General features: G+C 56.3%; 24 protein-coding genes. 12 read left to right on the plus strand and 12 right to left on the minus strand.

Annotated elements, in window-relative coordinates; translation table 11 throughout:
- Positions 1–151: 151 nt before the first annotated feature.
- The gene (locus tag FAES_RS22780) at positions 152–1,615 is read right to left on the minus strand and encodes a curlin-associated protein (protein WP_015333545.1); all 1,464 of its coding nucleotides are present in this window, start codon (positions 1,613–1,615) and stop codon (positions 152–154) included.
- 148 nt (positions 1,616–1,763) lie between these two features.
- On the opposite strand from FAES_RS22780, the gene FAES_RS22785 reads away from it, so the two are divergent.
- The gene (locus FAES_RS22785) at positions 1,764–3,116 is read left to right on the plus strand and encodes an NAD-dependent succinate-semialdehyde dehydrogenase (RefSeq protein WP_015333546.1); all 1,353 of its coding nucleotides are present in this window, start codon (positions 1,764–1,766) and stop codon (positions 3,114–3,116) included.
- Positions 3,117–3,164: 48 nt separating this feature from the next.
- Here the strand turns inward: FAES_RS22785 and FAES_RS22790 are convergent, their stop codons facing one another.
- Positions 3,165–3,629 carry an OsmC family protein gene (locus FAES_RS22790; protein WP_015333548.1) on the minus strand — a complete coding sequence of 155 codons (465 nt, stop codon included), beginning with the start codon at positions 3,627–3,629 and terminating at the stop codon, positions 3,165–3,167.
- Positions 3,630–3,692: 63 nt separating this feature from the next.
- On the opposite strand from FAES_RS22790, the gene FAES_RS22795 reads away from it, so the two are divergent.
- Together FAES_RS22795 and FAES_RS22800 are read left to right on the plus strand one after the other, a co-directional pair.
- On the plus strand, positions 3,693–4,037 hold the full coding sequence (locus tag FAES_RS22795; protein WP_015333549.1) for a hypothetical protein: 345 nt from the start codon (positions 3,693–3,695) through the stop codon (positions 4,035–4,037).
- Positions 4,038–4,200: 163 nt separating this feature from the next.
- Positions 4,201–4,593: a LytR/AlgR family response regulator transcription factor gene (locus tag FAES_RS22800; RefSeq protein ID WP_015333550.1), complete on the plus strand. Its 393-nt coding sequence runs from the start codon at positions 4,201–4,203 to the stop codon at positions 4,591–4,593.
- A 112-nt stretch (positions 4,594–4,705) separates the two neighbouring features.
- Here the strand turns inward: FAES_RS22800 and FAES_RS22805 are convergent, their stop codons facing one another.
- From FAES_RS22805 to FAES_RS22825, 5 genes are all read right to left on the minus strand, one after another.
- Positions 4,706–5,272, minus strand: a complete 567-nt coding sequence (locus FAES_RS22805) for a precorrin-2 dehydrogenase/sirohydrochlorin ferrochelatase family protein (RefSeq protein WP_015333551.1) — start codon at positions 5,270–5,272, stop codon at positions 4,706–4,708.
- Positions 5,273–5,348: 76 nt separating this feature from the next.
- Positions 5,349–6,338, minus strand: a complete 990-nt coding sequence (locus FAES_RS22810) for a hypothetical protein (RefSeq protein ID WP_015333552.1) — start codon at positions 6,336–6,338, stop codon at positions 5,349–5,351.
- 196 nt (positions 6,339–6,534) lie between these two features.
- Positions 6,535–7,677 carry a porin family protein gene (locus tag FAES_RS29285; RefSeq protein ID WP_158408806.1) on the minus strand — a complete coding sequence of 381 codons (1,143 nt, stop codon included), beginning with the start codon at positions 7,675–7,677 and terminating at the stop codon, positions 6,535–6,537.
- A gap of 80 nt (positions 7,678–7,757) precedes the next feature.
- On the minus strand, positions 7,758–9,422 hold the full coding sequence (gene pgi, locus FAES_RS22820) for a glucose-6-phosphate isomerase (protein ID WP_015333554.1): 1,665 nt from the start codon (positions 9,420–9,422) through the stop codon (positions 7,758–7,760).
- 135 nt (positions 9,423–9,557) lie between these two features.
- A complete protein-coding gene (locus tag FAES_RS22825) occupies positions 9,558–10,100 on the minus strand; it encodes a hypothetical protein (RefSeq protein ID WP_015333555.1) in 543 nt (180 codons plus the stop codon).
- Between the two features lie 76 nt (positions 10,101–10,176).
- Between FAES_RS22825 and FAES_RS22830 the strand changes: the two genes are divergently transcribed.
- Both FAES_RS22830 and FAES_RS22835 read left to right on the plus strand, forming a co-directional pair.
- A complete protein-coding gene (locus tag FAES_RS22830; RefSeq protein ID WP_041258307.1) occupies positions 10,177–11,124 on the plus strand; it encodes a phosphatase domain-containing protein in 948 nt (315 codons plus the stop codon).
- Between the two features lie 83 nt (positions 11,125–11,207).
- Complete coding sequence (locus FAES_RS22835; protein ID WP_015333557.1) at positions 11,208–12,065, plus strand: YitT family protein; 858 nt, start codon at positions 11,208–11,210, stop codon at positions 12,063–12,065.
- Between the two features lie 87 nt (positions 12,066–12,152).
- Here FAES_RS22835 and FAES_RS22840 read toward each other — a convergent pair whose 3' ends face one another.
- From FAES_RS22840 to FAES_RS22855, 4 genes are all read right to left on the minus strand, one after another.
- The gene (locus tag FAES_RS22840; protein ID WP_015333558.1) at positions 12,153–12,569 is read right to left on the minus strand and encodes an Hsp20/alpha crystallin family protein; all 417 of its coding nucleotides are present in this window, start codon (positions 12,567–12,569) and stop codon (positions 12,153–12,155) included.
- Positions 12,570–12,644: 75 nt separating this feature from the next.
- Positions 12,645–12,965 carry a prepilin peptidase gene (locus FAES_RS22845; RefSeq protein WP_015333559.1) on the minus strand — a complete coding sequence of 107 codons (321 nt, stop codon included), beginning with the start codon at positions 12,963–12,965 and terminating at the stop codon, positions 12,645–12,647.
- A 143-nt stretch (positions 12,966–13,108) separates the two neighbouring features.
- Entirely contained in the window at positions 13,109–13,429 is a 321-nt protein-coding gene (locus FAES_RS22850; protein WP_015333560.1) for an HMG-box domain-containing protein, read from the minus strand.
- Positions 13,430–13,434: 5 nt separating this feature from the next.
- Complete coding sequence (locus FAES_RS22855; protein ID WP_015333561.1) at positions 13,435–14,001, minus strand: RNA polymerase sigma factor; 567 nt, start codon at positions 13,999–14,001, stop codon at positions 13,435–13,437.
- 506 nt (positions 14,002–14,507) lie between these two features.
- On the opposite strand from FAES_RS22855, the gene FAES_RS22860 reads away from it, so the two are divergent.
- Positions 14,508–17,591 carry a SusC/RagA family TonB-linked outer membrane protein gene (locus FAES_RS22860; RefSeq protein WP_015333562.1) on the plus strand — a complete coding sequence of 1,028 codons (3,084 nt, stop codon included), beginning with the start codon at positions 14,508–14,510 and terminating at the stop codon, positions 17,589–17,591.
- Between the two features lie 11 nt (positions 17,592–17,602).
- Positions 17,603–19,228: a RagB/SusD family nutrient uptake outer membrane protein gene (locus FAES_RS22865; RefSeq protein WP_015333563.1), complete on the plus strand. Its 1,626-nt coding sequence runs from the start codon at positions 17,603–17,605 to the stop codon at positions 19,226–19,228.
- Positions 19,229–19,326: 98 nt separating this feature from the next.
- On the opposite strand, the gene FAES_RS22870 is transcribed toward FAES_RS22865, so the two are convergent.
- Positions 19,327–19,791, minus strand: coding sequence for an Lrp/AsnC family transcriptional regulator (locus FAES_RS22870; RefSeq protein WP_015333564.1), 465 nt, complete (start codon positions 19,789–19,791; stop codon positions 19,327–19,329).
- A 221-nt stretch (positions 19,792–20,012) separates the two neighbouring features.
- Here FAES_RS22870 and FAES_RS22875 point away from each other — a divergent pair, with 221 nt between their 5' ends.
- From FAES_RS22875 to FAES_RS22890, 5 genes are all read left to right on the plus strand, one after another.
- Positions 20,013–20,972: an NAD-dependent epimerase/dehydratase family protein gene (locus tag FAES_RS22875; RefSeq protein ID WP_015333565.1), complete on the plus strand. Its 960-nt coding sequence runs from the start codon at positions 20,013–20,015 to the stop codon at positions 20,970–20,972.
- Between the two features lie 6 nt (positions 20,973–20,978).
- Entirely contained in the window at positions 20,979–22,184 is a 1,206-nt protein-coding gene (kbl, locus tag FAES_RS22880; RefSeq protein WP_015333566.1) for a glycine C-acetyltransferase, read from the plus strand.
- A 105-nt stretch (positions 22,185–22,289) separates the two neighbouring features.
- On the plus strand, positions 22,290–24,581 hold the full coding sequence (locus FAES_RS22885) for a GH92 family glycosyl hydrolase (protein WP_015333567.1): 2,292 nt from the start codon (positions 22,290–22,292) through the stop codon (positions 24,579–24,581).
- Positions 24,582–24,984: 403 nt separating this feature from the next.
- On the plus strand, positions 24,985–25,140 hold the full coding sequence (locus FAES_RS30470; protein WP_015333568.1) for a hypothetical protein: 156 nt from the start codon (positions 24,985–24,987) through the stop codon (positions 25,138–25,140).
- Between the two features lie 202 nt (positions 25,141–25,342).
- Complete coding sequence (locus FAES_RS22890; RefSeq protein ID WP_015333569.1) at positions 25,343–26,419, plus strand: efflux RND transporter periplasmic adaptor subunit; 1,077 nt, start codon at positions 25,343–25,345, stop codon at positions 26,417–26,419.
- Positions 26,420–26,480 lie beyond the last annotated feature (61 nt).

A 26,480-nucleotide genomic window follows, 5' to 3' on the forward strand; every position in this document is an offset into this window, starting at 1 on the left:
TTCACGCCCCACCCGGTTCCACGGGCTTTTTTCTGAACCGGTTCAGCCAATTCGGTAACGTACCCAGCCAACGCCCACGCGGCCATCCGGTCAGGTCCATAAAAAAGCCCCTACCGATGGCGGCAGGGGCTCTTGAGCGTATAACCAGCGGCTACTGCTGACCCGGCAACGTCTGGATCACGGTGCTCGTGTTGAAGCTCCCGACCTGATAGATATTAGCCAAATTCTGCACCGAGACGCTGCCGGCCTGCGTCACGGTCAGCGTATTGTTGTTGCCAATCTGTTGCGCAAAGTTGTTGATCAACTGACCATTGTCGATGCCCTTGATCGTGCTGTAGCCGCTCTGCGTGGCCGTCACCTGGTTGTTTTCACCACCCTGCTGTATCTGCGCCACGTTTGCGTCGTTTTCCTGCCCAATCGTGACCACGCTTTTCTTGGTAACGATCGTTGAGCCATCAACCGGCGACAACCCGTTGATGAAGCCCTGCTCCACCACGGCTACGTTGCCGAGGGTACTGCTGGAGGTGAGGTTTTGCTGAATGCTCACCGTGCTGCCACTGCCATACGACATGGTAGACCCAGCGCTGCCCCCCTCCCAGGCGTACGTTTGCTGGATGGTAGCCAGGTTATTGTTGCCCGTAGCACCCTGCTCGATGGTCGCGACGTTATTGGCCGCGCCAACATTCTGAATGATCTGCGCGACACTGTTAGCGCCCGCCTGCTGAATATCGGCCTGGTTGTAGTAGCTCTGGTCGGTTTGGTAGATGATAGCCGCGTTGGGCTGGGCCGAATTGCTGATCTGCGTCACCCCCGCCTGGTTGTTGGTGGCGTCGCCCGTTTGGTACACCAGCGCCAGACCCGACTGCCCCGACTGATCGATACGGGCTTCGTTTTCGGCGCTTACGCTGGTTTGTAACACTTCGGCCGTGTGGCTTTCGCCCGCCTGCTTGATTACCCCCAGGTTAAGGCGGCTGTTATCGCCTTGCCGCACAACGGCGCTGTTGGCGGTTCCGGCGGCATCGATAAGCCCCTGCTCGATCTGCGCGCGGTTCTGGGTCGAGTTATTCTGTTGGTCGATGACGGTCAGGCCGTTGTTATCGCCCAGTTGAACGATGTTGCCGTAGTTGGCCCCGCTGCCGCCCAATGGCCCGGCGTTCTGGTAAATATTCGTCTGGTTGTTGCCGCTACCCACCTGCCGGATGGATCCGTAGTTGCCGTCGGTGGCCAGCGGGGCGCTGCCCAGCCCGGGCGCCAGTAGCGTTGAGCCACCACTCCGGAAGCCATTGCCTCCCTTCTGTTCAATGGCAGCGCGGTTGTTGCTGCCGCCTGATTGCTGAATGGTAGCCTGGTTGTAATCAGCCCCGTTGAGTTGATCAATAAATACCTGATTGGTCGGGCTGGCGTTGGCCGTTTGTGTCACCGAGGCCACGTTACCGACGTTGGGCGTCGAAGCCGGTCCGGTAAGTTGCCGAACGGTAGCGACATTGCCATTGCCCGTCTGTAAAAAGGTGGCCGATTGGTTGTTGCCGTTCTGGCTGAGCGTCGACGTGTTCTGCGCTTGTGCAGCAGCGGCAACAGCCAGCAGCGTCAGACCTGTAAGTATAATACGTTGCATAAGCTGGAGCAGAAAATCAGATTCAGGAATGAATAGTTATAGTTGTGACCTGCATTATCCTATAACACTGGTAAATGTATCTACTGTTATGTTTCAGTGAACCAATTGTTTTTGAGCGGTAGCAAGCTACATATATAAAATCCGGCATATGTTCCAAACCATCAATCCTTACACTCAACAGATCCTTGCGCAGTATGAGGCCGACACGCCCGACCGCGTACTGGCTAAGCTCGACCGCGCCCATACCGATCAACCCCACTGGGCCGCGCGTTCATTCGCCGAACGTGGCCAGTATTTCCGGCGGCTGGCTACGTACCTGCGGCAGGAGCAGGCTCGGCTGGCCGAGTTGATCACGCAGGAAATGGGCAAGATCATTGGCGAATCGAAGAACGAAATCGAGAAATGCGCCAGTCAGTGCGACTACTATGCCGAGCAAGCCGAAGCCCTGCTGCAAGCCGACAACGTACCCACGGAAGCGCAGCGCAGCCTGATCACCTACGAGCCTGTGGGTGTCGTGCTGGCCATCATGCCCTGGAATTTTCCGTTCTGGCAGGTGTTCCGCTACGCCGTACCGGCGCTGATGGCCGGCAACACCACCCTGCTCAAGCCAGCCCCCAATACGTTTGGCTGCGGCCTCGCGCTTCAGGAGGCCTTTGGGGCGGTGGGCTTTCCAGAGGGCATTTTTCAAACGCTGATCACCGACGTGGACGCCATTGAAACGTTACTGGCCGATGATCGCGTGGGTATGGTGACCCTCACGGGTTCAGAGCGGGCGGGGAGTGCCGTGGCGGCGCAGGCCGGACGGTCGATCAAGAAATCGGTGCTGGAACTGGGCGGTAGCGACCCCCTTATCGTGCTGGCCGACGCCGACCTCGACAAAGCCGCCGAGGCCGCCGTGCAGTCGCGTATGAGCAATGCCGGGCAGGTGTGCATTGCGGCCAAACGGTTCCTGGTCGAATCGTCCGTAAAAGCGGCGTTTACCGAAAAAGTGGCGGCGCGGATTGGGCAGTTACGCCAGGGCGACCCCACCGACCCAACCACGCAGGTTGGCCCAATGGCCCGCCTCGATCTGGCTGAACAACTCGACCGGCAGCTCCAGACCGCGATGGCGCAGGGAGCCACGCTGCTGGTGGGCGGGCGCCGCGACGGGTGTAATTTTCAGCCCGTGCTGCTCGACGAGGTAACGCCCGGCTCCATCGTTTTTCAGGAAGAAACCTTTGGGCCACTGGCCACTATCACCGAAGTGTCGGATGCCGAGCAGGCTGTTCGGCTGGCCAACCAGACCCGCTATGGCCTCAGCGCCACCATCTGGACCAGCGACACGGCCAAAGCCGAGCAGATGGCCCGCCAGCTAGCCGCGGGTAGTGTCTTCATCAACGCCGTGGTTCGCTCCGATTCGCGCCTGCCCATTGGGGGCGTGAAGAAATCGGGCTACGGGCGTGAATTGGCCGAAGCCGGCATTCGGGAGTTTTGCCACCCGAAGGTGATCTACGTTGCCTGACCACGTACCCACCGGAACGTACCCAGGCAACGCAGTTCGGGCAGCGGTCTACTGGTTCAGCACAAGCGACCAGGTAATGTCGGCGGTGGGCCGAAGCTGAGCCGTTGCCGAACAGTATTTATCCATCGATAAGTCGATCGCACGCCGTACTTTGGCCTCGTCGAGGTCGCCTTTGAGGTGATACTCGATGTGAATGCTTTTGAAGGGGGCTGGCGTAGCGCCCTGCTCCCGCTGTCCCTGTACCCGAATGCCGAAGTCGTCGATAACCTGCTTTTGTTTGTTCAGGATCACGATCACGTCAATAGCGCTGCAACCCGCCAGGCCCATCAGCAGCATTTCCATGGGCCGAGCCCCGGCATTGTGCCCCCCAATGTCGGTGGAGCCGTCGATGTCGAGTGTTACCCCGGCAACGCCTTTTGCTTCAAAATGAAAGGCATCATCAACGCGCTGCAGGTCGACGGTCATCGTCGAGTAAACCGGTGATTCGGGCGTAGTGGCGGGGGTTGCGGTCATAAGTTTTTTGGCAATAAAGCCGTTAAATCGTTATCTTCACTTTCTGTTAAACAGACAACAGCCATGTCCGAAAAAGTTTCCGGCGACTTATTCGACCTCAAGAACGACCCCCGGCTCAGCCATTATCTGTACCGGGGTGGCTTCGGTTGCTGGCTGCTCTATCTGGTCGTGGGCACGCCGCTGCTGGCTAACCTACGCTTCTACCGGACCGACCTGGGCGTGTTGTCATTCTCAATGATGGTCGCCGGTTTGTCGGCCTCGATGGTCTACGACTACTACCACAACCTGCCCTTATTTGAACAAAAAAAGAAATGGCTTGCGCTTAGTTATTTCTTACTAGCGGGAATTGTATACTTCGTAGTCCTCGGCCATAAATCGCCGGTTCTGCCCCACTGGTTGCCATTCTAAAAACGCCTGTTGAGGGCCTTTTTCATTCACATACAAAAAACGCCTGTTTACATACGGCTCAATTACTATAGCCTACAACGGCCAGGGCGTCCGTGGATTTAGTTTCCGAGTAAAGCTATTTTTGAAGCATCGTTTTACAAGCTTCTTAAATCGTTAACTCGGTATGAATGCTCCAACCTCCTCCGCGCGTATTGGTATTGAAGAATGGCCAACCTTGCGCCTTTATCAGCGCGAACACGGCCAGCAATCGTTTCACGTAGCGAACCTGATCTACCTTCAGTCAGAAACCAACTACACTTGGCTCCACTGGAACGACGGGAAACGAATGCTCATGCCGCGGACCCTTAAATTTTACGAGCCCAAACTACCCAGCGAATTCTTTTTCCGGCTGCACCGTAACTGTGTCGTAAACGCGCGCTACATCACTGGCACCGAACGCACGCCCCAGGGCGGCGCCTTCATCGTGCTCTCTACGGGCGAACGCCTGCCAATCTCTCGCCGCCGCTGGACGGCCGTTAAATCCCTGATCAACCGCTTCCGCGAGTCGATGAATTAAACAGATCTACTTATAAAACGAGTCGTAAGTCCCGGCAGCATCACCCGGCTCATCCGGTTTCCTACTGCCCGCGACTTACGACTCGTTTTCGATTCGCCGCTCTATTCACACCTTACTTTAATACCTTCGTAATCTCGTTTAGCCTGTCCATTTTGGCTTGAAAATCGCCGGTCAGCTGCTGGCGAATTGCGGTCAGGTTGTCCAGCGTTTCCTGTAGCGAATCGGGTAGCATCTCTTCCAGTACTTCGCGGAAGCGTTTGGCAAACGTCGGTGATTTTCCGTTAGTTGAAATGGCGATTTTTAGATCGCCTTTTTTTACGACCGAGCTCAGGTAAAAATCGCAGAGCGGTGGCGTATCGGCCACGTTGACCAGAATTTTTCTGGCCTTGCAATCGGCCTGCACCTGCCGGTTCACGGCCTTGTCGTTGGTCCCCACAATCACCAGATCCTTGTCCGTCAGGTACGTGTCGTCGTAACGTACCTGCACCAGCGTAACGCCCGGATGCGCAGCCGCCAATTCGCGAATTTCGGCGCGGATCTCGGGTGCTACCAGCGTGACGGGTGCCGCGGGCGAATTGGCGAGCACGGCCGTGAGCTTCTCCAGACCAACGTACCCACCGCCCACAATCAGCGTCTGGAGTTGGTCGAGCTTCACAAATATGGGAAAGAGGGTATTCATTGGGGTATAACGATCAAAGGCCAGGATCCAAAGTTGGCTAACCTTGGACCCTGGCCTTTGAACAGTGGACAGCCGATTAAAATTTCACCCCTACGTTTACGCCCAGAATCCGGCGCTGCGAATTTGAGGTGTTGTCGCGCAGCACGTTCTGGAAACCGTGGTGATACACAAAATCAATGAAGAGCGGGCCCGCGTCGAACCCGATGTTGGCCAGACCGTTCAGCGTGGCATCATTGAAGTCGCTGCGCGTAAGGTTCAGCACGCTGTTGTTGCCCCCCAGCGGCGTAGCAAATTCGGCACCGACCTGCAACCGGATACCCGATACACCCCGCTCCGACTGCGCGATTTTGACACCCACATAGGCCGGTACGTGCAGATACTGCTGATCCACGTTGGTGGTGATGTCTTTGATGCCATTCACCTGCCCGTCGCCAGACCGGTAAAATTCAGAGCTTGAGGTCAGGTATTCGGCCCCAATCTGCCCGTAGAGACGGCCACCGCCCCGCACAAAGAAACCAAGCTGGTAACCCAGCCGACCGGCCAGCCCCTGCGCGTTGCCGTTGGCGTCGATTGCCTCGCCCTGAAAACGGGTTGAGTTACCACCGGCATACAGGCCAAACGTGAAGTTCTTATAATTCTCGCGGTGTTCGGTCCGTTCCTCTTTTTTATACGACCGTTGTCCGTCTTCGAACCCTTCGTCATACGCCTGGCTCAGATCATTGCGGTCATAGAGCCGGCCCGAGTTGCGGTCACTCCGCTCCCGGTAGTCGTTGTCATACCGTGCGTCCTGCATGTCGCGGCGGCGGAAATCGCGGCGCTCCCGAATTACGTCGTTTGCATCCACGTCCCGGCGATCGTTGCGGCGCATGTCGCGATCCCGGTCGCGTAGTTCCCGTTCCCGATCACGCAACTCGCGTTCCCGGTCATCCATGCGATCGTCGCGGCGTTCAAAACGATCATCGTTGCGATTGTCATCGTAGCGTTGTTGCGCCATCACTGCCGATCCGGCCAGCGATGTGGCGGATAGCGTTGCCACCAGCGCGATGGCCCGTACTGTCTTTTTCATAACGTGTGTTGAGTTGTTGGTACTGAAATCACAAGTACAACCTACAGGTAAGGTAGATTGTTAAAAAAAGGGTGCCAGAAGTACCCAGTCACTAAAAAGGCGTAACGCCCATACCAAATTGCTTTACAGCCATTTACGGCTTAAGAATTTGGTGTGGGCGTTACGCCTTTTTTTAAGCAACTGCGACCAGAAAGGCTTAGAATTTAAAGCCTACGCTGGCGCTCAGGATGCGACGGCTAGAGCCCTGGAACGTGTTGATCTGAACGGCATCACCCAGGCCATAGTGGTAGGTCAGGTCGATCAGGAACGGACCAAAGTCGAAGCCAAGCTGACCCAGTGCGTTGAACGAGCCACTCTTGATTTCATCTTTGCTCAGGTTGAAGCTGTTGCTGTTTGAGCTGATACGGTTCGCATATTCAGCACCAACCTGCACCCGAATGGCCGAGTTACCACGCTCAGAATCAGTCAGTTTATAACCGATATACACCGGAACCTGGATGTACTGAATGTTGATGTAGTCGCGGATGGCCTGCGTTGACGAGCCATTGCCTGCCCGGAAGTAGTTCGAGCTAGACGCGAAGTACTCAGCGCCAATCTGACCAAACAGACGGCCACCGCCCCGTACGAAGAAACCAGCCTGATAGCCCAGACGAGCCGACGGGTTTTCGGCATCGATTGACTCACCCTTAAAGCTCGTGGCGTTCAGACCGGCGTAGATACCAAAGACAAAGTTGTTGTAGCCATTGCGGCCAGCCGGATCAGGCGCCGTGCGAGACGTGGTCGAATACGTGTTCGTCGTTGTTGTCGACGTACCTGAATTCATGCTGTTGTCGTAGCTGGTCGAGGGCGTCGTAGTGGCACCGCTCGTACCCATCGTATTGTAGTTGCCACTGCCCGACGGCGTTACCGTCGTTGAGTTGTTGTACGTACCGTTGCTGTTATACGTCCCCGTTGTGCCCGTTGCCCCGGTGCTCATTGAGCCCGATGGGCTGCTTGTGCTGTAGGTATCGGTCGTGGTAGCACCGCTCGTGCCCATCGTGTTGTAGTTGTTGCTACCTGATGGCGTCACGGCAGTCGAGTTGTTGTACGTGCCGTTGCTGTTATACGTACCAGTTGTACCGGTAGCTCCTGCGCCAGTCGTTCCCGTGCTCATCGAGCCCGATGTGCCGCTGTAGCTCGATCCCGACGACGTAGCATTGCTGCTGTTGTAGTTGTTGGTGTTCGAGTTGTTGTAGTTCGACGTGCTCGTCGAGGTTGACGACGACTTAGTCGTTCGAGTTGTCTGGCCTACTGCCACACTGGCCGACAGGATGCCGACCGCCAAGAGTACCTTATTCATTTTCATAACGTTTTGAGTTGAACGAAAAAAAGGCGTGACCTAAATCACGCCTCATTAACCCACAGACTTATTAGAATGTTTTAGTTTTCGCGCATTTGCTTAAATGCGTTGATCAGCCCGTTTGTTGAACTATCATGGCTGGTAACGGGCGTATCCCCCTCAAGCTCAGGCAAAATTTTATTGGCAAGCTGTTTTCCCAACTCAACACCCCACTGGTCGAAACTAAAAATAGTCCAAATTACGCCTTGTGTAAAAATCTTGTGTTCATACATCGCAATCAGGCTACCAAGCGAGCGCGGCGTAATCTGTTTCACCAGAATCGAGTTGGTGGGGCGGTTGCCCGAGAACGCTTTAAACGGCGCAATCTGCGCGATCTCCTCGGCGGTTTTGCCCGCTTTACGCAGTTCGTCGGCGGCCTCCTCCTCAGTCTTGCCATTCATGAGCGCTTCAGTCTGCGCAAAGAAATTTGAGAGAAGCAGCGTGTGGTGGTCGCCCAGCGGCGTGGTCAGGGGGCGGTGACTGATGGCCGGGGCGATAAAATCGCACGGAATCAGCTTGGTACCCTGGTGAATGAGCTGGTAAAACGCGTGTTGGCCATTGGTACCCGGCTCACCCCAGATAATCGGGCCGGTCTGGTAATCGACGGGGTTGCCGTTGCGATCGACCGATTTGCCGTTGCTTTCCATATCACCCTGCTGGAAGTAAGCCGCAAAGCGATGCATGTATTGATCGTAGGGCAGTATCGCCTGCGACTGTGCCCCGTAGAAATTGTTGTACCAGATCCCCAGCAGCGCCAGCGTTGCCGGAATGTTCTGATCCAGCGGTGCCGTCCGGAAGTGTTGGTCCATCACGTGGGCGCCGGTCAGCAGTTCTTCGAAATTGTCGAACCCAATGTACAGGGCAATCGACAGCCCGATAGCCGACCAGAGCGAGTAGCGGCCACCGACCCAATCCCAGAACCCAAACATGTTGGCCGGGTCGATGCCGAATTTCTCCACCTCTTTCTGGTTGGTCGACAGGGCAGCGAAGTGCTTGGCAATGTCTTTTTCCGTACCGCCATTGTCCAGAAACCATTGCCGGGCCGAGTTGGCGTTGGCCATGGTTTCCTGCGTGGTGAAGGTTTTGGACGCGATCAGAAAGAGCGTGCTTTCGGGACGTACCTGTTGCAGGGTTTCGTAAATGTGCGCCCCGTCGACGTTCGACACGAAGTGCACCTTCAACGTACCGGCGTAGGGTTTCAGCGCTTCGGTCACCATCACCGGCCCCAGATCAGAGCCACCGATGCCAATGTTCACCACGTCGGTGATGGCCTCGCCGCTGTAGCCTTTCCACGCGCCCGAACGTACCTGCTCGGTAAACGTTTTCATGTGGTCGAGCACGGCGTTCACCTCGGGCATCACGTCGGCCCCATCAACCAGGATGGGCGTATTGGCGCGGTTGCGCAGGGCCGTATGAAGTACGGCTCTGCCTTCGGTACCGTTGATTTTATCGCCGCTGAAGAGCTTGCCGATGGCGTCGGTCAGGCCCGCCTGCTCGGCGAGTTGCCGCAGCAGGGTCATGGTTTCGGCCGTCACGCGGTTCTTCGAAAAATCGACCAGGATATCCTCGAAGCGCAGCGAAAACTGGCTGAACCGGTCAGGGTTTTCGGCAAACAGGTCGCGGAGGTGTTGCTGTTGGGTGGCCTCGAAATGAGCTTTCAGTTGGCTGTAGGCTGGCAGGGCCAGAAACGGATGATTCGTCAGCATGATTGGATTCGGTCAGCAGAGAGCCGCGAATATCGGGGTTTAGCCCGTGATTTTTCAGCAAAGCCCCGCCCGATCAAGGCCGCATACGCGAATTCTGGGATGCCCCGTACCCTCAGTTCCACACCCAAGGCTCATCTACAACCGCACCGACACGTTTTCCTGCACCTGCACGGGCGTTTCGTCGAGCGTTTTGAGGTACTCTTCCCGCTGCTTCAACTGCGCTTTCAGCGCGGCAATGTCGGCCGTAAGGCGTTGCCATTCGGCATCCTGGGTGAAATCGTAGGTGGTGCGGCGGGTGATCTGCACGCTGCCCGCATTGTAATGGATGGCATTGTTGCGCACAACCGGATCGTCGGTCCCCTCATCGGCCTCGCTGATGGCCGAAGCCGTGGGCACGGGTAACGGGTCGAACTGCCCGCCAGCACCTTCCTGTATGGGGTCCGGTTGGGGTTGCTGCGTAATGGCCCGCAGTTCCTGCGCCTGCGCCACACTATGGCTTTTTAGCCGGGCGATGATCGTTTTGATGTACAGTTCATAGCGTTTCATCTCCACGTAGGTCTTCAGCAAATCATACTGGCCACTGTCGATGATCTGTTGCGCGTGGTCGGCGGCCAGGCGGATCAGCCCTGTTTTCGGCATATTTCGGTCGAGGGTTCCGATTGGTTTGATAAGGCCCATTCCCGTCTTTTTTGGTTTATTCTCCAGTTATTGGGCCAAGTTACGGTCCGCCCCAAAACGCCCGTATTCTTTATTTATGCAACACATTCTGATTCTGATCGGCATCAGCGGCAGCGGCAAAACCACCTTCGCCAACCAACTGGTGCAGGCCGACCCAACGTACCTGCGCCTGAGCCGCGACGAACTCCGGCGCAGTTTGCTGCCCGTTCCACTCAATGCCTATTGGCGCTGGGGGGGCAAACGCCGGAACCGGATCGAGGAGCTGGTATCAGAACTGGAAAAAACGGCCCTGGCAACCGCCCTCGACGAGGGATGGAACCTGGTCATCGACAACACGCACCTACGCCAGCACTACATCGACGACGTGCTAAGGCAGGTGAGCCATCGGATCGTACGGGTCACGTTCAAGGTGTTTGACGTTCCGCTCGACGAGGCCATTCGCCGCGATAAGGCCCGCCCCGACGTGGTTGGTGCTTCTGCGATTCAGGAACAATATGATCGTTACGTGGCGCTATTTCGCCACTTTAATCCGGCCCAAACGCTCGTCTTTCCGGAGCATCCGTTGCCCCTTCGCGAACCATTCACCCAAGATCGAGCCTTACCTATGTGTGTTCTGGTCGATATTGACGGCACCATCGCCAGCCGAACAGGCCGGTCGCCCTTCGATTGGAAGAAGGTGCACCTCGATACACCCCGGCAACCCGTCATCAACGTGGTACGGGCCTTGCGGGCGTCGGGCCACACCGTCGTGTTTTTGTCGGGCCGCGATAGCGTGGCGCGTGCCGATACCACCGCCTGGATTGCCCGGTATCTGGGTTGGCAGGAAGGCACCGATTACGTGCTGTTTATGCGGGCGGCCAACGACAACCGCAAGGACGCGATCATCAAACGGGAATTGTTCGAGGCGCACATTCAGGGCCACTATTACGTAGACGTTGTGCTCGACGACCGCGATCAGGTGGTATCGCTGTGGCGCAACGACCTCGGCCTGACCTGCTTGCAGGTTGACTACGGCAATTTTTGATCAGACGCGACAACACCGGCACCCCTTATAAAATCAAACCTATAAGGCTTAAAAAACCTTACAGGTTTACGAACCAATACGTTATGACAAAACACTCCCACTTCCGCGACGCGGCATTTATTCTGGCAGGCATCCTTAGTGTAGGGTTTGGCTTGAAGGGCTTTCTGTTGTCGAGCCAATTTATTGATGGTGGCGTTACCGGCGTTTCGATGCTGCTGGCGTCGCAAACGCCCCTGCCCCTGGCGGTTGGCATTGTGCTCATCAACCTACCCTTCATCTGGCTTGGGTACCGGCAAATTGGCCGGGCGTTTGCCATCAAAAGTACACTGGGTATTGCGGGACTATCGGCTTGTCTGGCGTTTGTCCCCTTCCCCGATGTTACGCCCGATTTATTGCTGACAGCGCTGTTTGGGGGCTTTTTCATCGGCGCGGGCATCGGCCTCTCGATGCGCGGCGGAGCGGTGCTCGACGGCACCGAAGTAGCGGCGCTGGTGATCAGCCGCAACGTACCCACGATGAAAGTCAGCGACGTCATTCTGTTGCTGAACGTATTTATTTTCGGAGCCGCCGCCTTCTTTCTCACCATCGAATTGGCGCTCTATTCGATGATTACCTATTTCGCCGCGTCCAAAACCATCGACTACATCATCCACGGTATCGAGGAATACACGGCCATCCTGATCGTATCGGAGCGGTATCTGGCTATTCGTGAAAAAGTATCCGAGAATGGCTGGGGAGTCACCATCCTGAAAGGCGCCCAGGGCTACGGTAAACGCGGCGACCGGGATCAGCCCGTCGATGTGCTGTATGTCGTCGTTACCCGGCTGGAAATCAGCCGCCTGCGTACCACCATTTTAGAGATCGACGAAACGGCCTTCCTCATCCAGTACCCCGTCGATGACGTACTCGGCGGCCAGATCAAGAGTTTGCCGTTGCATTAGCATTTGTCGTTTACGGTTTGGCGTTTCAGGTTCAACGTTAGCTGTCGTCCGATTACTGAGGCGACAGCTAACGTTAAACCTGAAATCCTATTCTACTGCAACCACCTGCTCCGGTTTTTTCGGGACGGTCAGAATCAGAACGCCGTTTTCCTGTTTGGCCTGGATACCGGCCGCATCCACGCGGTTGCTGAGCGGAATGGTGCGCTCAAACGACTTCAGGGGGTATTCCTGCAACAGGAAAGCCGGGTCATTGGCGGTGTCGTGGGCGCGGGTCCCCTGGATAACCAGTTCCTCATTGACCACCCGCACCGAGATGTCGGCTTTGTCGAAACTGACGGCATAGACCAGCACCCGGTAGTGATCGGCATGGTCTTCAACGTTCATGGGTACGTTGTATTTAGGCCGACGCCAGCCCCCGAAGAACGGACGAATAAATTGAGCAAAGGAGTTGTGATGGCCCTGTTGGCCGTAGCCATGTTGATGGCGGTGATGATGCGCGTGCATAGTATTAGTTGGTTGTAAAGGGCGGGCACCGAACGTACCCACCGGAGTTGTTTACTTGATTGCTTGATTCACTGGTTATAGCACGAAGTCTTCGCGGTGCCGACCCAGCGACTCCGTTTCGATCGGGCGTTGCCATTGGGTCTGCTGCTGATTGAAGGCGGCATATTCGTCGTCGCTCATCCGGCGAATCCGGTCAGCGAATTCCATACGGCGGGTTTGCCAGCCTCCCCACCGGCTCGGGACATTGCCCCCTCCAAACGCCCGGCGGCGGATGAAGCGAATAGCGCCACCGACGATCAGGGCAAACAGGGCGAGACGCAGAAAGAAAAATGGAAAGGCGACGAGGGCTGCGCCAAGCACGATGGCGGGCAGCACAAAACGAGGCATGCGGTTCATTGTCTTGTTGCAAAGCCGGGTATATGAACGGCTTCAACGAGGATGACGCACAAGTCGCCGGATTACTTTAAGAAAGTTGAAAATTTTTTGAGATCCAAAGTCCAGACACCGGGCCACTTGGCTATTGAACCCTGACCATTGGTCTAGACGCCTCTCCGTTTCCGCCATTGCTCCTTGAAACGGGCTTTTTCCTCATCGCTCATTTGTTGCCATTTGGCACGCCAGGGAGCTCCAAAGCGGTGATTGCCAGCGCCCCAGCCCCGGCGTGCCCCCGGGAAGCCGCCAAATAGCAGCCGACTCAGCACCAACAAGCCCGCTGCCTGCCAGATTGTGACCGGGCGCACCGAGACCACCTCGGCCAGCACGTGGTTCCAGAGCCACATCACCACCGCCGACAGCAGCGAGACAACGAGTAACCCAAAAAACGGAATCCAGAAAAAACGGCGGCGGCGGTTAGGGTGCATGCAGATTAGTCGTTTGACAGTTCGTCGTAAAGTCGTTGAAGGCGGCGGCGGAGGTGCTGTACGGCGTAACGCTTCCGCGAAATAATCGTTTTCAGGTTCTCGCCTGTCTGATCGGCGATTGCCTGAAGGGTCTGCTCTTCCAGTTCGTTTTGAATAAACACCGTACGCTGATTCTCGGGCAGTTCGGCCAGGGCGGTCATCAGTTCATCCCAGATCAGGTCACGAAACGCCGGGTCGTCGGCCGATTCCGCCAGTTGGGTATCCGTCAGCAGGTCATCGAGCGAGAGGTTCGCATCGTCATCATCGTCGGCGCGGGCGGCGTCGGAAAAAGGCGTTTCGCGGGTACGTCGGTACCGGTCGGTGATGCGGTTGCGGGCGACCTCGTAGAGCCACCCACTCAGGCTACCGATCTGATCCAGATCGACCACCCGGCTCAACTGATACCAGACGTCCTGCAAGATATCTTCGGCGTCTTCTTCCGTCCTGACCCGGTCCCGGATAAAGCCAAACAACCGCCCACCGTACTGCTTCACAGTATCCAGTACCGTTCGTTTGGGTGTTTGGTCGGGCATGGGCGAATGTACACAGCCGAGGCATTTGGCCGCCTCCGTTCCAGGTGGTACTGGTTGCAGCCATCGCTAAATGGTAGCAGGGCAGGATCAACGGCGCCGTGCGGCTCATCGCAAGCGTCATGTCTCCCAAGCAAGCCAACTCGCAGCACTCGTTTTAATCGAGCGTACAGCGCCCGGATACCCAGTTATTAAATTTTTTTAAAAAAATTGGAATCAGGCGAGTTAAAAGCGGCCCTAATCCTATTTACGTATTGAAGCCCCCATCCGTCGAGTACGCCCGAGGGTCATTTTCTTGCTTTGGCTGTCCGCATCGGTGGCTTGCCCGTGACTCAACGTTCATTCTAACCCCGCCTGCATGATCTGATCGACGAAAGACAAAAAGAAGTCAGCAGTGCTGCAACACCACTGACTTCCGTAACTCCCCAGGTTCCTCAACCTATTGTCCACTTAAGTAGACACGGGATGATTTTGCCCAATTTTTACTCAAACAAAACCTCCTTAAAAGTATGAATAACCTTCTACTCTCCAATCGTTTTGGAGGGAAAGTCATACGACTAACTTTACTCAACCTGCTGCCAGGTACTCTGTTGGTCAACGCGGCGATGGCCGGCGATCAACTAGCGACGGCGCATGCCCCAGGCAACGCTACTACGGTATTGAACCGGTTTGCCGAGCCAGTCCCTCCCATCACCGTGAAAGGCCGGGTACTCGATGAGTTGGGCAAACCCATTCCAGGCGCCACGCTGCTGGTGAAAGGCACGACCAGCACCGGTACCGTTACCGACGCCGACGGGGCCTTCACCCTGAACGTACCTGACGGCGCGGGTACGTTGGTGGTATCGTCGATTGGGTTTACGGCGCAGGAAGTTGCCATCGACAACCGCAGTTCCATCGACGTTACACTGAAAACCGACGTCAAATCGCTGAGTGAGGTCGTGGTTGTGGGTTACGGTACGCAGCGCCGCGCCGAAGTGACCTCAGCCGTGACGACGGTAAAGGTGGAGGACTTTAACCAGGGTGGTGTGCGCAGCCCGCTCGACCTGATTCAGGGTAAAGTGGCCGGTCTGACCGTCACGCGTACACAAGGCAACAACCCCAACGCCGGGGCGTCGATTCAGCTGCGGGGTATCGTTTCGGTCAACGGGGATCAGTCACCGCTGATCGTCATCGACGGGATTCCGGGTGGTAACCTGGATCTGCTGCAGCAGGACGACATTGCGTCGTTCGACGTGCTGAAAGACGGGTCGGCGGCCGCTATCTACGGCACGCGGGCCAACGCCGGGGTTATCCTGATCACCACCAAAAAGGGACAGTCAGGCCCGCCCCGTTTCGACTATTCGACCTATGTGCAGCACGAGGTAGTCAACCGCCGGCCGCGCTTCCTGACCGCCGACGAGTGGCGTGCCTACAAAGCCGACCCCACCAACGTGAAGGCGGCACAGATGACCGACCTGGGCGCTTCGACCGACTGGTACAACCTACTAATCAACAAAGGCAACCTGAGCCAGTACCACAATATGGCGCTGTCGGGTGGTAATGCATCGAGCAACTACCGGGCATCAATCTACTACAACGGGGCTGACCCCATTACGATCCAGAACGAACGGAAGCAGTATGGCGGGCGCCTAAGCATGTTTCAGCGCGGTTTGAACGACCGGCTGTCAGCGCAGATCAACCTGGCGACCAACCTGAGCAAAGGGAATTTGCTCGGCGGTCAGGCGGGTGATTTTGAAAACGCGCTGGGCCGGAACCCGACGCAGCCCGTATATAACCCCAACGGCACGTTTTATGAAGAAGGCTCGACGACCAACCCCATTGGCCGCCTGACTCAAGAGAAAAACCGCCGCGATCAGCTAACGACCTCGGCCGATGCCCGCGTAACATTGGAACCTATCGATGGCTTGCGGCTGTCGGCCTTCGGCTCCTACGTTCGGGATAGCTGGAACGACAACGAGTACCGCCGCACCGACTCGCGTTTTTCGCAGATTGGTACGCTGAATGGTACAGCCGTCAACGGAACGGGTTACGCCTACAAGCGGAACCGGATCGCCAATAACTACGCGTTCGAACCCACCGCTGAGTATAGCCGGGTTATTGCCAATGACCATACGATCCGGGCGCTGGCCGGGTATAGCTACCAGTACGGCACCCTGGAAGATTTCTCGGCGGGCAATAGCGGTTTCCTCAACAACATCTTCCAAGAGAATAACCTGGGCGCGGGTAACTTCCTGCAACTGGGCAAATCATCGCTCTACAGCTTTAAGGAAGATAACACGCTGGTGGCGTTCTTCGGTCGTCTGAACTACTCGTACAAAGACAAATACATTGCCCAGTTCATCCTGCGTCGTGAAGGATCGAGCCGATTCGGGGCCAACAACAAGTTTGGTAACTTCCCGGCCGCGTCGGTGGGCTGGACCATCAGCCAGGAAGATTTCATGAAGAACTTGGCGTGGGTCAACAGCCTGAAACTACGGGCGGGCTACGGTGTTACCGGTAACCAGGGTATTCCGAACTACCAGTCGCTGGTGCGGCTCAGCACGGGGAACCAGTACCTGAACGACGACGGTGTCTGGCGGCAAACGTATGGCCCCAGCAACAACCCCAACCCGAACCTGCGTTGGGAACGGAAGGCCGAATTCAACGTAGGGCTTGACTTTGCCCTCTTCGGCAACCGGCTGACGGGTACGCTCGACGTGTACCGCCGCCGCACCACCGATCTACTGGGTAGCTTCAACACCCAGTTGCCGCCTTACATTCAGTCGACACTATATACCAACGTCGGGACCATCGACAACAACGGGGTAGAGCTGTCGCTGAGCGGCACGGTGATGAAGAAAGACAACTTCAGCTGGAGCATGGACCTGATCGCTAGCACGCAGTCGAACCGACTAGCGTCGTTCTCGAATGACGTGTTCAAAGTGACGTTCCTGAACTTCGGCGACATCGGTGGTTTTGGTGCGCTGGGTAACGCTATTCGTACCATCGAGGGCGGACCGCTGGGCAGCTTCTACGGCAAGCGCTTTGCCGGCTTCACGCCCGAGGGCCGGTGGTTGTTCTACAAAGCCAGCGGCGAAGCCGTTACGGCCGACAAGATTGTGCCGAACGACGATTATGCCTACATCGGCAACGGGATTCCGAAGTATTACGCTTCGTGGACTAACCGCTTCCAGTACAAGAATCTGGACCTGACGCTGTTCTTCCGGGGTAAGTTCAAGTACGACATCCTGAACCTGCAACAGGTGTTCTTCGGCAACAAAGTGTACCTACCTAACAACGTGCTGCTCGACGCCATCACGCGCAACAACCAGATCAACGACGCCCTGCAATACTCGGATTACTACCTGGAAAAAGGGGATTTCGTGAAGCTCGACAACGTGACGCTAGGCTATAATTTCAAGCTCAAAACGAAAGCCGTCCGCAACCTCCGCCTGTACCTGACAGGTCGCAACCTGTTGACGATCACGGGTTACCGGGGCGTTGACCCTGAGGTACCTGACACGGGCCTGAATAACCCGGCACCCGGCATCGACGGACGGGGCTTCTACCCACGTACCCAGTCCTACACGGCAGGTCTTCAAATTGGCTTTTAATCTGACCAACCATGAAACGTTCTCATAAAGCCCTACTTATCAGCGGCATTACCTTAACATTAACCGGCCTGAGTGGTTGTACCGACCTGAGCGAAACGCTCTACAGCCAGATCAACGCCAACCAGTATTACAACAACCGGCAGGAAGTGCTGGCGGCCGTCTTGCGCCCCTACACCCACGCCAACGCCTGGATCGCCCCCACGGCTCAGAACAGCTACTGGCGGCTCAATGAACTCACGGCTGACCAACTGGCCTGGCCGCAGAAGGGCCGTCACGGCTATGACGACGCTCAGTGGATTCGCCTGCATGGCCATACCTGGGCATTCACCGAAAACAACATCTGGGATCCCTGGAGCCTGTTGTTCACGGGGGTTGGCTTCTGCAACAGCGTACTGGGCGATTTCAACCGGCTCAACTTTGCCCAGATTGGTGTAAGCGATACCGACAAAGCCGCGTTCACCGCCGAACTGCGGGTCTTCCGGGCGCTGCACTACATGAAGTTGATGGACCTCTACGGCAACGTACCCATCGTGACTACGGTTGGTACGCCCCTCAGCCCGCCTACCGCGCCCCGCGCTGAAGTGTTTGCGTTCGTGGAAAAAGAGCTGAAAGAAAGCGTCGACCAACTGCCCAACCTGAGCAAGGCCCTGATTGGCCGACTCACCAAAGCCGCTGGGTATTCGATTCTGGCCGAGCTGTATTTGAACGCACAGGTCTGGAGTGGCACGGCCCGCTGGGATGATTGCATCGCTGCCTGCGACAAGATCATCTCGGGTTCAACGGGTGGTCTCAACGGCGCACCCGCCCTCGACGCCAACCTGACCAGCACGTTCAACAACACGAACGACAACTCACGCGAGGCGCTGTTTCAGCTGACTTACGACTTCCAGACGACGCCCACGCGTTGCGGCTGGAACAGTGACTTCTACCACTTCCAGCAGCGGTTGATTTACAACGGCGATGCCAACGGCAACAACGGCGTGGTGGTGATTCCGAGCGCTTACGACGCGTATAACGACAAGGATCTGCGTAAATCGACGTGGTTCCTGATCGGGCCGCAGTTCCAGGCGGCTAACCCTACGCAGCCGGTACTGGGAACGGAAGAATACCGCGACAAGCAACTGGTGTTTGTGAAGGAAATTCGCCGGGCCAGCGAGGGTAAAACCTCGTCGACGATGATCGATGGTGAAGAAAACAGCGGTGCCCGGTTCAACAAGTACCGGCCCGGTCAGCAGACCGAAGCCAAGTACTGGAGCAACGACTGGATCATCTACCGCCTCACCGACATCTATTTCTACAAGGCGGAGGCCCTGATGCGCAAGAATGGCAACGTAGCCACGCCGGAAGCCCTGCAACTGGTGAACGCCGTTCGGCAGCGGGCCTTTGCCACCGCCGACTACGTACCCTACACGGCGGCGACGCTGACCTTGCCCGAGTTGCTGGCCGAGCGCGGCCGCGAATTTGTCTTCGAAGGCAAACGCCGCACGGACATGATTCGCTTCGGTGCGTTCACGACCAACAGCTGGTGGGATCACCAGCCCAGCAACGACCCGAACAAGAACCTGTTCCCGATTCCGCAACGGCAGTTGGCCGCCAACCCCAACCTGAAGCAAAACCCAGGTTATCCGGCGCAGTAAACGAGTTTACCGGTTAGAGTTAACGGTTTAAGGTTGGTTGGCGCAGATTACGGATGCGTTAGCCAACCTTAAACTTTAAACGCCAAACCCAAACTTCTCTATGAAATATGATACCCCAGCTCGTGCTTGATTTCCTTTAGAACGAAGGTGCTGTTGAGCACGCCGATATTCTCGATTTCGGAGAGTTTATACTTCACGAAATCGTGGTAGGCGGGCAGGCTGGGTACGTGAATTTTGAGCAGAAAATCGACCTGCCCGGCCATGTGGTAACACTCCTGTACTTCGTGCAACTTCTGCACCTCCTCCTCAAATTTTTCGATGAACGCCTTATCGTGGTACCGCATCGACACCTGGCAGAACGTGGTAATGGGCTGCCCCAGCATGGCTTTGTCGAGCACGGCCACGTATCCCTTGATGATGCCCAGGTTTTCGAGCCGTTTGATGCGTTCGTAAACAGGCGACAGCGTCAGTCCCAACTGGGTAGCTAATTCTTTTGTTGTCAGCTTGGCGTCCTCTTGGAGGAGACGTAACAAGGTGCGATCGATCTGGTCTAACTGGTCCATTCCAAAAAATTTTCTGTGGTCAAAGAGCCTGTTGTTTATCTGCCGTGATATTGTTGGCTAAGCCTAATGAATACCACAATTTTCACCGTTCTGGCTAACAATTTCGCTTCTTTTAGCGGTATAATTAACTTTGTGCAGCAAAATTCATCACAAGCTTACTCGTCAGCAATGGCCGGGTTGGGCCGTTGCTGTCACCCTTCATCAACAGACTTTTCTTCGTTATGAAGCACGACACCTGCCTGGTTATTGGTGCCAACGGACAAATTGGCACCGCCCTGCTGCCCCGCCTTCGGGCCCTTTTCGGTACTGACCACGTGATCGGCGCCGACCTCCGGTTGCCAACGGCCGACACCGGCCCCTTCGTACAGCTCGACGCTACCAACGCTCAGGCGCTAACTGATGTAGTCCGGCGGTATGGCGTCACTCAGATCTATCATTTGGCGGCCATCCTGTCGGCCAAGGGCGAACAGAACCCGGTCTGGGCCTGGAACCTGAATATGCAAACGGCGCTCAACGTGCTGGAAGTAGCCCGGCTCAATGAGGTAAAGAAGGTTTTTCTGCCCAGCTCGATTGCGGTTTTTGGTCAGCACGCGCCCGCCTTCGATACCCCGCAAACAGCCTATCTGGACCCGACGACGGTCTACGGCATCAGCAAAGTGGCGGCCGAAAACTGGTCGCTTTATTACCACCAACGCTACGGGCTGGATGTCCGCTCAGTGCGGTATCCGGGTGTCATCAGCTACGAGACCCTGCCCGGCGGCGGCACCACCGACTACGCCGTCACGATTTTCCACGAGGCCGTACAGGACCGTCCGTTCGAGTGCTTCCTGAGCGCCGATACCCGGCTACCCATGATCTACATGGACGACGCCCTACGGGCCACGCTCGAACTGATGGAAGCGCCCGCCGATAACCTTTCGGTGCGAACCTCCTACAACCTGGCTGGTGTTAGTTTTACACCGGCCGAGCTGGCCGACGCCATCCGGGTGCATTTTCCCGCTTTCCAGATTCAGTACAAGCCCGACTACCGGCAGGCCATTGCTGACTCGTGGCCCCGCACCATCGACGACAGTGCTGCCCGCCAGGATTGGGGCTGGCGACCCGCCTACGATCTGCCCCGCATTACGGAGACCATGATTGCCAACCTCAGCCCGATGTACCAACTTCAACACGAATCATAACCGACTATGAATCAGACCATCAAAGACCAATTGCAAGCCGAGCTGCAAGCCATTGAGGAAGCCGGCCTGTACAAGAAAGAACGGATTATCGTCTCGCCGCAATCGTCGGTCATTGCCATTCACGGCGGGCGCGAAGTGCTGAACTTCTGCGCCAACAACTACCTCGGCCTCTCATCGCACCCTGATGTGGTGGCAGCCGCGCACGAGACCCTCGACACCCACGGTTTCGGGATGTCGTCGGTGCGGTTTATCTGCGGCACGCAGGACATTCACAAGGAGCTGGAGCGCCGGACCGCCGAGTTTGTGGGCACCGAAGACTGCATCCTTTACGCCGCCGCTTTCGACGCCAACGGGGGGGTGTTTGAGCCCCTGCTGAACGAAAGCGATGCCGTTATTTCCGACGAACTGAACCACGCCTCGATCATCGACGGCATCCGGCTGTGCAAAGCCAAGCGGTTCCGCTACAAGCATAACGACATGGCCGATCTGGAAACGCAGTTGCAGGCGGCAGCCGGTGCGCGCCGTATCCTGATTGTTACCGACGGGGCCTTCTCGATGGACGGCACGATCGCCCAGCTCGACAAAATCTGTGATCTGGCCGACCAGCATAATGCGCTGGTGATGGTCGACGAATGCCACGCCAGCGGTTTTCTGGGTAAAACCGGCCGGGGCACGCCGGAGCATCGCAACGTCTTTGGCCGCATCGACATCATCACGGGTACGTATGGCAAGGCCCTGGGCGGTGCGTCGGGTGGGTTTACCGCGGCGAGCAAGGAAATCGTGGCGCTGTTGCGGCAACGGTCGCGGCCCTACCTCTTCTCCAACACGCTGGCCCCGGCTATCGTGGGCGCCTCGTTGCGGGTTCTCGATCTGCTGGAATCGTCGACGGCCCTGCGCGACAAGCTCGAAACCAACACGCGCCACTTCCGCGAGGCCATGACCGCCGCCGGTTTCGACATCATCCCCGGTGAGCACCCCATCGTGCCGATTATGCTGTACGACGCGCCGCTCGCGCAGCAATTTGCCGCCCGCCTGCTCGAAGAAGGCATTTACGTCATCGGTTTCTTCTACCCCGTGGTGCCGCAGGGCAAAGCCCGCATCCGGGTGCAGATTTCGGCTGGCCACGAACCGGAGCACATCCAGCAGGCCGTCGACGCCTTCACCCGCGTCGGGCAGGAGTTGGGCGTGATCTCTGAAGCAGTCAATAACTAGTTTAGGGTTCGGTATTTACCGGTAAAGGTTGGCTGACGCCCGAGTAAGGCATGTCAGCCAACCTTTACCGGTAAACACCAACCCTTGAACCCTCTTTTTTCCTATATGCTCAACCCACTACGCTGCGCTCTGCTGGCAGCCCTTACCCTGACGGGTGCCTACGCCCAGCCTGTTGCTACCCCCTCCCCCGACCGAGCCGATCTGGTGAATCCGCTCATCGGCACCGATTCCAAACCCAGTCTATCAAACGGCAACACGTACCCAGCCATTGCCCTGCCCTGGGGCATGAACTTCTGGATGCCGCAAACCGGCAAAATGGGTAACGGCTGGGCCTACACCTACGCATCCGACAAGATTCGGGGCTTTAAGCAAACGCACCAGCCGTCGCCCTGGATGAACGATTACGGCCAGTTTTCGATCATGCCCATCACCGGCAAACTGCGCCTGAACGAAGACGACCGCGCCAGTTGGTTTTCGCACAAGGCCGAGGTGGTGAAGCCCTATTACTACAGCGTTTACCTCGCCGACCACGACGTAACCACTGAAATTGCCCCGACCGAACGCGCCGCCAGTTTCCGCTTCACGTTTCCCAAAACCGACAGCGCCTACGTGCTGATCGACGCGTTCGACAAAGGCTCGTATGTCAAGATCATTCCCGGCCAACGCAAGGTGATTGGCTACACGACCCGCAACAGCGGCGGCGTCCCCAAGAATTTCAAGAATTACTTCGTACTGGTGTTCGACAAGCCTTTTGCGATGGCGCAGGCCTGGCACGGCAAAACACTGGCCAACGATACCCTCGAACTGCAGGCCAACCACGCCGGCGCGGTGGTGGGGTTCCGCACCCAGAAGGGTGAGCAGGTTCACGTTCGGGTAGCCTCCTCGTTTATCAGCGCCGAACAGGCCGACCGCAACCTGGGTGAACTGGGTACCGACTCCTTTGAGCTGGTGAAGCAGAAAGCCAAAAACGCCTGGAATAAGGAATTGAACCGAATTCAGGTTGAGGGTGGGTCGCTGGCGCAGATGCAGACGTTCTACTCGTGCCTGTACCGGTCGCTGCTGTTTCCGCGCAAGTTTTACGAATACGGCGCCGATGGCAAGGTCGTGCACTACAGCCCGTATAACGGCGAGGTACGTCCCGGCTATATGTTTACCGACACGGGTTTCTGGGATACGTTCCGCTCGATGTTCCCGTTCCTGAACCTGATGTACCCGGCGTTGAACGCCCAGATGCAGGAAGGGCTCGCCAATGCGTACAAAGAAGGCGGGTGGCTACCGGAGTGGGCTAGTCCCGGCCTGCGCAACGTGATGGTTGGCTCCAATTCGGCGTCGATCGTGGCCGAAGCGTACCTGAAAGGAGCGCGAGGTTACGACATCAACGCGTTGTATGAGGCGCTGTTGAAGAACTCGGAAAACGAAGGCCCGATGGACGCCGTTGGTCGCCGCGGCGCGCAGTACTACAACACGCTTGGGTACGTTCCGTATGACGTAAAAATCAACGAAAACGCCGCCCGCACCCTCGAATACGCCTACGACGATTTTGCCATTTACCAGTTGGCGAAAGCCCTGAAACGCCCGCAGGCCGAGATCGACCGTTTTGCCAAACGCAGCCAGAACTACCGCAACCTGTTCGACAAACAAACGGGCCTGATGCGCGGAAAGAACAAAGACGGGCAATTTCAGACGCCGTTCAACCCCTTCAAATGGGGCGACGCCTTTACCGAGGGTAACAGCTGGCATTACACCTGGTCGGTTTTCCACGACGTGCAGGGGCTGGTCGATCTAATGGGCGGTCGGCAGAAATTCGTCGCCAAACTCGACTCGGTGTTCACGATGCCACCGGTTTACGATGAAAGCTATTATGGCGGGGTCATTCACGAAATCCGGGAGATGCAGATTGCCAACATGGGCCAGTATGCGCACGGCAATCAGCCTATTCAGCACATGATTTACCTCTACAACTACGCCGGTGAGCCTTGGAAAGCGCAATACTGGCTCCGTGAGGTGCTGAACCGGATGTACCTGCCCACGCCCGACGGCTACTGCGGCGATGAAGACAACGGCCAAACCTCGGCCTGGTACGTGTTTACGGCGATGGGCTTCTACCCCGTTTGCCCCGCGTCTGACCAGTACGTGCTGGGAGCACCGCTGTTCAAAAAGGTGACGGCTACGCTCGAAAACGGCAAAAAAATCGTGATCAACGCCCCCGCCAACAGTGACCAGAATCGCTATATCGGGCAATTAACAGTAAACGGAAAACCCTATAGCAAAAACTGGCTCAGCCACCGTGAACTGCTCAACGGGGCCGTTATCAACGCTACCATGACGCCTAAACCGAATCAGCAACGGGGCACCCAACCGGCCGATTTCCCTTACTCCTTCTCGACTCAGAAATAAGCGCGAAGCAGGTTCGCTACATCTCTAATTCACGCACGGCGCAACGCAGCAGTTGACGGTCTACCAGCCTCAATTGCTGCGTTGCGCCATTGCCGTTTTCGGGCAGTTAACAACGAGTTTATTAAGCTTATTTCATCCTGTCTATCAGCAGTTTATTCACGCCAATTTACCATATACCTTACGGGCAATCTGGCCGAAATTAATGGCCCGAATCGCCCTCCATGAATCCCTACCACACTAGTTGGCTCTTAAAAACAATAAATATAAATTTTCGTAGGCCAGACCTTTATTAGACACTATCCTACGGGGGTGCTTTAAAACATTTCCATTGTATTCTAATGTCTTTCTTACCCCGTTTTAATGTCACGGGCGGTGTTTTGTGTCATTCAACCTGACACAAGCTATGCAACACCAGACTTCGCCTTCGATTTTGCGCCACGGTTTTGGGCTGCTACTCGCCTGTGCAGTGATGCCCCGCCCGCTGACAAAGCCCGCTTTTGTTGAGTCAATTCAATTGCCCGACTCAGCCATTAAAGCCGAAGCGCCGCCGCCCCATTAGCGCTTCCGACGGGCGCGCTACGTTGCTCCTTAGCGCGGTCCTTAGCCTTGATCAACAGGCCTCCTCGTTCACTATCAATAGTTTACACCAATACCCCACAATCATTCGTGGGTTAGGCATTTGCCGCTCTCAGTACAATACGTACCCGAACTTCCCCTTTTCACTACGGCTATTTAACGCTTTCCGTAAACAATAAAACACCATGAATCGAGTACTCGTGCTTATCAGTCTGTTTGGTTTTTTGGGCCTTGCAAGCTGTGAAAAAAAAGAAGAAAAGAAAGAAGAAGAGGTCAGCTTCCGGGTGACCAGCCCCTTGCAGAAAGACACGATGGTGACCAAAGAGTACGTGTCACAGATTCATGCCATTCAGCACATTGAGCTGCGCGCGCTGGAAAAGGGCTATCTGCAAAAGATTTTCGTCGACGAAGGGCAGGCCGTTAGGCAGGGGCAGCTGATGTTCCAGATTATGCCGATTGTCTATCAGGCTGAACTGCAAAAGTCAGAGGCCGAGGCCAACTACGTCGACATCGAGTACCGCAACACCAAACGGCTGGCCGACAGCAACATCGTGTCGAAAAATGAGCTTGCCCTGTCTAAAGCCAAGTTCGACAAGGCCAAAGCCGAAGTGAATCTGGCCAAAACGCACCTGCAATTCACGACGATCAAAGCACCCTTCAATGGCATCATGGATCAGTTCCGGGTACGTCAGGGCAGCATGGTCGATGAGGGCGATTTGCTCACGACCCTGTCGGACAACAGCAAGATGTGGGTCTATTTCAACGTACCTGAGGCCGAGTATCTAAACTTCAAGACGCACGCCAACGGACCGCAGAACGTACACCTGCTGATGGCCAACAACGAGCGATTCCCCTACGCCGGCGTTGTGGAGACCATCGAAGCCGATTTCAACAACGAGACGGGTAACATCGCTTTCCGGGCCACATTCCCCAACCCCAAAGGGCTGCTGCGCCACGGCGAAACGGGCAGCATTGAAATGACGGTACCCCTCAAGAAGGCGCTGATCATTCCGCAGAAAGCCACGTTCGAAGTACTCGAAAAGAAATACGTCTACGTGGTTGACAGCAAGGGCGTGATCCGGTCGCGGGAGATCAGCATAGCGGCCGAGCTACCGCACATTTTCATCGTTCGGGATGGTCTCAATAAAGACGACAAGATCCTGCTGGAGGGCTTGCGCCAGGTGAAAGAGAACGAAAAAATACACTACAAGTTTGAGCAGCCTGCCTCTGTCATCGCCAATCTGGGTCTGTATGCCGAGTAGAGAGAACTGATGTACAATGCGTAATGAACAATGTACAATGAGTGATGTAGCGTGAAAAACA

Origin of the sequence: Fibrella aestuarina BUZ 2 (genome assembly GCF_000331105.1) — a bacterium.
In the GTDB taxonomy this organism is placed as follows: Bacteria; Bacteroidota; Bacteroidia; order Cytophagales; family Spirosomataceae; genus Fibrella; species Fibrella aestuarina.

Excerpts from the sequence above, each read along its gene's own strand:
- FAES_RS22780 (WP_015333545.1), bottom strand. The coding sequence starts at position 1,615 with ATGCAACGTATTATACTTACAGGTCTGACGCTGCTGGCTGTTGCCGCT.
- FAES_RS22785 (WP_015333546.1), top strand. The coding sequence starts at position 1,764 with ATGTTCCAAACCATCAATCCTTACACTCAACAGATCCTTGCGCAGTAT.
- FAES_RS22790 (WP_015333548.1), bottom strand. The coding sequence starts at position 3,629 with ATGACCGCAACCCCCGCCACTACGCCCGAATCACCGGTTTACTCGACG.
- FAES_RS22795 (WP_015333549.1), top strand. The coding sequence starts at position 3,693 with ATGTCCGAAAAAGTTTCCGGCGACTTATTCGACCTCAAGAACGACCCC.
- FAES_RS22800 (WP_015333550.1), top strand. The coding sequence starts at position 4,201 with ATGAATGCTCCAACCTCCTCCGCGCGTATTGGTATTGAAGAATGGCCA.
- FAES_RS22805 (WP_015333551.1), bottom strand. The coding sequence starts at position 5,272 with ATGAATACCCTCTTTCCCATATTTGTGAAGCTCGACCAACTCCAGACG.
- FAES_RS22810 (WP_015333552.1), bottom strand. The coding sequence starts at position 6,338 with ATGAAAAAGACAGTACGGGCCATCGCGCTGGTGGCAACGCTATCCGCC.
- FAES_RS29285 (WP_158408806.1), bottom strand. The coding sequence starts at position 7,677 with ATGAATAAGGTACTCTTGGCGGTCGGCATCCTGTCGGCCAGTGTGGCA.
- pgi (WP_015333554.1), bottom strand. The coding sequence starts at position 9,422 with ATGCTGACGAATCATCCGTTTCTGGCCCTGCCAGCCTACAGCCAACTG.
- FAES_RS22825 (WP_015333555.1), bottom strand. The coding sequence starts at position 10,100 with ATGGGCCTTATCAAACCAATCGGAACCCTCGACCGAAATATGCCGAAA.
- FAES_RS22830 (WP_041258307.1), top strand. The coding sequence starts at position 10,177 with ATGCAACACATTCTGATTCTGATCGGCATCAGCGGCAGCGGCAAAACC.
- FAES_RS22835 (WP_015333557.1), top strand. The coding sequence starts at position 11,208 with ATGACAAAACACTCCCACTTCCGCGACGCGGCATTTATTCTGGCAGGC.
- FAES_RS22840 (WP_015333558.1), bottom strand. The coding sequence starts at position 12,569 with ATGCACGCGCATCATCACCGCCATCAACATGGCTACGGCCAACAGGGC.
- FAES_RS22845 (WP_015333559.1), bottom strand. The coding sequence starts at position 12,965 with ATGAACCGCATGCCTCGTTTTGTGCTGCCCGCCATCGTGCTTGGCGCA.
- FAES_RS22850 (WP_015333560.1), bottom strand. The coding sequence starts at position 13,429 with ATGCACCCTAACCGCCGCCGCCGTTTTTTCTGGATTCCGTTTTTTGGG.
- FAES_RS22855 (WP_015333561.1), bottom strand. The coding sequence starts at position 14,001 with ATGCCCGACCAAACACCCAAACGAACGGTACTGGATACTGTGAAGCAG.
- FAES_RS22860 (WP_015333562.1), top strand. The coding sequence starts at position 14,508 with ATGAATAACCTTCTACTCTCCAATCGTTTTGGAGGGAAAGTCATACGA.
- FAES_RS22865 (WP_015333563.1), top strand. The coding sequence starts at position 17,603 with ATGAAACGTTCTCATAAAGCCCTACTTATCAGCGGCATTACCTTAACA.
- FAES_RS22870 (WP_015333564.1), bottom strand. The coding sequence starts at position 19,791 with ATGGACCAGTTAGACCAGATCGATCGCACCTTGTTACGTCTCCTCCAA.
- FAES_RS22875 (WP_015333565.1), top strand. The coding sequence starts at position 20,013 with ATGAAGCACGACACCTGCCTGGTTATTGGTGCCAACGGACAAATTGGC.
- kbl (WP_015333566.1), top strand. The coding sequence starts at position 20,979 with ATGAATCAGACCATCAAAGACCAATTGCAAGCCGAGCTGCAAGCCATT.
- FAES_RS22885 (WP_015333567.1), top strand. The coding sequence starts at position 22,290 with ATGCTCAACCCACTACGCTGCGCTCTGCTGGCAGCCCTTACCCTGACG.
- FAES_RS30470 (WP_015333568.1), top strand. The coding sequence starts at position 24,985 with ATGCAACACCAGACTTCGCCTTCGATTTTGCGCCACGGTTTTGGGCTG.
- FAES_RS22890 (WP_015333569.1), top strand. The coding sequence starts at position 25,343 with ATGAATCGAGTACTCGTGCTTATCAGTCTGTTTGGTTTTTTGGGCCTT.